At 72.8% G+C, this 3874-nt stretch carries 4 protein-coding genes; 1 reads left to right on the top strand and 3 read right to left on the bottom strand.

Annotation, left to right across the window (positions count from 1 at the left end; genetic code table 11):
• Positions 1–639, bottom strand: a 639-nt coding sequence (locus FM076_RS33310) for a TerD family protein (protein ID WP_243274285.1), incomplete at its 3' end; no start/stop codon positions are given.
• A 424-nt stretch (positions 640–1063) separates the two neighbouring features.
• Here FM076_RS33310 and FM076_RS03190 point away from each other — a divergent pair.
• A complete protein-coding gene (locus tag FM076_RS03190) occupies positions 1064–1747 on the top strand; it encodes a DUF6643 family protein (protein ID WP_173868422.1) in 684 nt (227 codons plus the stop codon).
• A gap of 87 nt (positions 1748–1834) precedes the next feature.
• On the opposite strand, the gene FM076_RS03195 is transcribed toward FM076_RS03190, so the two are convergent.
• The gene (locus FM076_RS03195) at positions 1835–2215 is read right to left on the bottom strand and encodes a DUF779 domain-containing protein (RefSeq protein ID WP_173868423.1); all 381 of its coding nucleotides are present in this window, start codon (positions 2213–2215) and stop codon (positions 1835–1837) included.
• Positions 2215–3738 (bottom strand): acetaldehyde dehydrogenase ExaC, encoded by a 1524-nt coding sequence (gene exaC, locus FM076_RS03200; RefSeq protein WP_173868424.1) that lies wholly within the window; start codon positions 3736–3738, stop codon positions 2215–2217. The genes FM076_RS03195 and exaC overlap by 1 nt, the downstream gene beginning before the upstream one ends.
• Positions 3739–3874 lie beyond the last annotated feature (136 nt).

The following is a 3874-nucleotide window of genomic DNA, read 5'->3' on the forward strand; positions in this document are numbered from 1 at the left end:
CGGGGGCGGGGCCGGCACCTTCGGGGTGGGGGCGCCGTGCGGGTGCAGGGGCGCGGCGGCGCCGGGCGGTGAGGGCTCGCTGCCGGGGCGCGAGGCGTCGTCCACGCTGATGCCGAAGTCGGTCGCCAGGCCCGCCAGTCCGCTCTCGTAGCCCTGCCCGATGGCGCGGAACTTCCAGCCGCCCTGCCGGCGGTACAGCTCCCCCAGCAGATAGGCCGTCTCCCCCGCGGCGTCGGCGGGGTCGAACCTGGTGAGTTCCCCTCCGGCGCCGGAGCCGCCCGCACCGTGCGCGTCGAGCACCCGGACGTACAGGCCGGTCACCTGGCCGAAGGTCCCGCCGTCGGCCGAGGCGGCGACGACGATGCGGTCCACATCCGGCTCGACGCGCTCCAGATCGACGGCCAGCGTGTCGGTGCAGGAGGCGCCCAGCGGGTTCTTGCCCTCGTGCCGGACGGCGGAGGAGGGGTGCCGGGGCTGGTTGTAGAAGACGAAGTCGTCGTCGGAGCGGACCCGGCCGCTCTCGTCGAGCAGCAGGGCCGAGGCGTCCACGTCCGGCACGAGGGGGCCGGACGACCAGCCCAGTTCGATCCGTACCGCCGAGGCGGGTACGGGGACGTTGGTCCCCTTGCGCATCGTCATCGCCACATCCCCCTAGGGCTCGGTTGTCCCGCGTACCGGTTCCTCCTCCCAACCTATTGCACGCCTCAGCACCCGCCTAAGCCCCGGCACGGGCGCCGTTCCGCCGGTCCGACGGGGCGTGAAACCCCGCTGGGGACACGGGCGTTCCGGGACATTGCCGGTGGGCTTATGCTTCTGTCAGCTTCTTCTCCCGCGCGCCCGGAACGGGACAGGCGGGAACAAGCCGCCTCGCCATGCCTGACCGGCCGTCACCGCGGTCCGTCATGGGGGGTATTCGCCCTGTTCGGGCTCCCCCGCGCGCGCCGTCGGCGCGGTCGGTCCTGGCGGGCGGAAACCGGCTCCCGCCTGCGGCGATGCGGGTGGGGCAGGCGTTCCTGCCGTACCTCTCTAGTGTCGATGCTGATTTTGGGCTTAACTTATGAGCATGACCTCCCCCCGCAGCTCTTATAGCGGCGGCTACTACGCTGCACCGTCCTACCCCGAGACGCCGATCTACGACATGCTCGTGGCCGAGCGGGGTACGCCTCAGATAGCTCCCATCCGGGTGCCGTCGGCATATGACACGGGGGGCACGGGCGGCGCGCTCGCGGCATTGCCTCCCGCGCTGCCGTCCGGACACGACCCCGGGCAGCAGCACATGCAGCAGCCCGCGCCGCTGCACCACACCCCCGCACCCTCCTACGGCTATCCGGCGCCCGCCGCGCCCCAGCCGCAGATGCCGCAGCAGGCCGCGCAGCAGGCCGCGCCCGCGCCGATGCGGCAGCAACCGCGGCCGGCCGCGGCCCTGCCGCCGGGCGGCGGGGGCACGCAGGGCGGTCCGGTGCCGCTCCAGCACACCCCGGCGCCGCACATCCCCCAGCAGGCGCCGCCGCGCGGTTACGGCTACCCGGGGCCGGGCGGTCCCGGCCAGCCCGGTCAGGCCCAGCCGCAGGCGCCGGTGCAGCCCCAGCAGCCGCAGGTCCAGGTGCAGCAGTACCAGCAGCAGCCGGTGCACAACCAGGCGACGCAGTACATGCGGCCGGTCGCCCCGCGTCCCGCCGCCCCGCGCCCGGTGCCCGCCCAGGAGGACCCCTACAGCGGCCACCAGTACCCCGGACGCGGGTACTGAGCGCGGGCACGAACGCTCACGCGGGCACCGCCGTTGGGGGAGACGGCGGCGCCCGCTGTCCTGGGGCGGCAGGACCGCCGGAGGGGCTCAGCCCTCCAGCAGCCGCGACCTGATCAGGAAGCGCACCCCGCGCGGGGCCTCCAGGGAGAAGCCGCTGCCCCTGCCCGGGACGACGTCCACGGTCAGATGGGTGTGGCTCCACAGGGCGAACTGGTCCGCGGACATCCAGAACGGCACCGGTTCCGGCAGGCCGTCGATCTCCAGCTCGCCGAGGAGCACGTCCGAGCCGCCGGTGCGGAACTCGCCGCGCTGGTAGCACATGGGGCTGGACCCGTCGCAGCAGCCGCCGGACTGGTGGAACATCAGCGGCCCGTGCTCGGCGGTGAGCGACCGCAGCAGCCGTGCGGCCTCCCCGGTGACGGCGACCCGCTCGGGCCCCTCGCCCGGCCTCGCCTCGTGCGTGCCCATCAGAACATTCCGAGCTTCTTGGCGTCGTAGCTGACCAGCAGGTTCTTGGTCTGCTGGTAGTGCTCCAGCATCATCCGGTGGTTCTCGCGGCCGATGCCCGACTGCTTGTAGCCGCCGAAGGCGGCGTGCGCCGGATACTGGTGGTAGCAGTTGGTCCACACCCGGCCCGCCTGGATGGCGCGGCCGGCGCGGTAGGCGCGGGAGCCGTCCCGGGTCCACACGCCCGCGCCCAGCCCGTAGAGCGTGTCGTTGGCGATCCGGACGGCGTCGTCGAAGTCGTCGAAGCCCGTGACCGAGACGACGGGCCCGAAGATCTCCTCCTGGAAGACCCGCATCCCGTTGCTGCCTTCCAGGACGGTGGGCCGCACGTAGTAGCCGCCCTCCAGCTCGCCGCCCAGCTCGGCCCTGGAGCCGCCGGTCAGCACCCGCGCGCCCTCCTGGCGGCCGATGTCGAGGTAGGAGAGGATCTTCTCCAGCTGGTCGTTGGAGGCCTGGGCGCCCACCTGGGTGGCGGTGTCCAGCGGGTGCCCCTGCACCAGGGCCTCGGTGCGGGCCAGTCCCGCGTCGAGGAACGCCCGGTAGTGGCCGCGCTGGATGAGGGCGCGCGAGGGGCAGGTGCACACCTCGCCCTGGTTGAGGGCGAACATCGCGAAGCCTTCGAGGGCCTTGTCGTAGAAGTCGTCGGCGTCGTCGGAGACGTCCTCGAAGAAGATGTTGGGGCTCTTGCCGCCCAGCTCCAGGGTGACGGGCTTGATGTTCTCGGAGGCGTACTGCATGATCAGCCGCCCCGTGGTCGTCTCACCGGTGAAGGCGACCTTGGCCACCCGAGGGCTGGAGGCCAGGGGCTTGCCCGCCTCGGCGCCGAAGCCGTTGACGATGTTGACGACGCCGGGCGGCAGCAGGTCGGCCACCAGGCTCATCCAGTAGTGGATCGACGCCGGGGTCTGCTCGGCGGGTTTGAGCACGACGGCGTTGCCCCCGGCCAGCGCCGGGGCCAGTTTCCAGGCGGCCATCAGGATCGGGAAGTTCCACGGGATGATCTGCCCGACGACGCCCAGCGGCTCGTGGAAGTGGTAGGCGACGGTGTCTTCGTCCAGCTGGGAGAGCGAGCCCTCCTGCGCCCGGATCGCGGCGGCGAAATACCGGAAGTGGTCGATGGCCAGCGGGATGTCGGCGGCCAGGGTCTCCCGGACCGGCTTGCCGTTCTCCCAGCTTTCGGCGACGGCCAGCTCCTCCAGGTGCGCCTCCATGCGCTGCGCGATCTGGTTGAGGACCTGGGCACGCTCGGCGGGCGCCGTGCGGCCCCAGGCCGGTGCCGCCTCGTGGGCGGCGTCGAGGGCGCGTTCGACGTCCTCGGCGGTGCCGCGGGCGATCTCGGTGAAGGGCTGCCCCGTCACCGGCGTCGGGTTCTCGAAGTAGCCGCCCTGCTTGGGCGCGACGTGGCTGCCGCCGATCCAGTGGTCGTAACGCGACTGGTAGCTCATCAGCGCGCCGTCGGTTCCGGGTGCGGCGTAGCGGCTCATGCACTGCCTCCCTGTGCCGGGCTGTGCCGGCTCGTGCTGACCCGCCGGTCCGGTCGGCGGGCACGGTGCCGGGAGGCTAGTGCGCCGAACGTTGCGGATACGTTGCGCGGGCGGGCCGCGGCCGGCCGGAACGACC

This window comes from Streptomyces albus subsp. chlorinus, assembly GCF_013302895.1.
Classification (GTDB): domain Bacteria; phylum Actinomycetota; class Actinomycetes; order Streptomycetales; family Streptomycetaceae; genus Streptomyces; species Streptomyces chlorinus.